The 745-nt window shown below is 62.7% G+C and carries 1 pseudogene; it reads right to left on the reverse strand.

Going from position 1 to position 745, the window contains the following annotated elements:
• Window positions 1–745 (reverse strand): annotated as a pseudogene (locus ACRRUX_RS20570) (hypothetical protein); the annotation flags it as partial.

The raw sequence follows: 745 nt of genomic DNA on the forward strand, positions 1-745 counted from the left end.
CCCGGTGCCGGTCGCCGGTGGGGTGATGGCCAGCTGCAGCCCATTGTCCAGCATGTCCTGAGTGACGGCGCCGCTGAAGATGACGTTGCCATCCTGATCGGTCACGGTCAGGGTATCGCCCAGCGCAGTGCCGCTGCCCAGAGTAATGCTGACATCGATATCGCCACTGAGCTCGGCATCATTGATGTAGCCATCGTTGTTACTGTCTTCGGTAATCACCAGGGTCGGTGAGCCCAGCGCCGGGTTGCCGCCGCTGGTATCCAGCAGGGCGGTATCACTGCCGGAGGCCGTGTTACCGGCCACATCGGTGACGGTGGCTGAGATGGTCAGCTGAGTACCGCTCGCCGGGGCATCTATCGCCAGACTCAGGCCATTATCCAGCATCGCCTGGGTGACCGGGCCGCTGTAAAGCACATTGCCATCCTGATCGGTGACGCTGAGGGTGTCGCCCACGGCGGTGCCGCCGGTGAGGGTGACACTAATGTCGATTTGGCCAACCAGCTCGGCATCATTGATGTAGCCGTCGTTGTTGGCATCCTCGGTGATGACCACGGTCGGGGTGCCCGGCGCACTGCTGCCGTAATCAAGCACGGCAGTGTCAGAGCCACTGGCGCTGTTACCGGCGGCATCCAGCACATTGGCGGTCACGGTGAGGGTGCTGCCAGTCGCCGGTGCATCCACACTCAGGCTCAGACCATTGTCCAGCATCGCCTGGGTGACCGGGCCACTGAACAGCACATTGCCA

This window comes from Shewanella sp. GXUN23E (assembly GCF_050865035.1).
Lineage (GTDB): Bacteria > Pseudomonadota > Gammaproteobacteria > Enterobacterales > Shewanellaceae > Shewanella.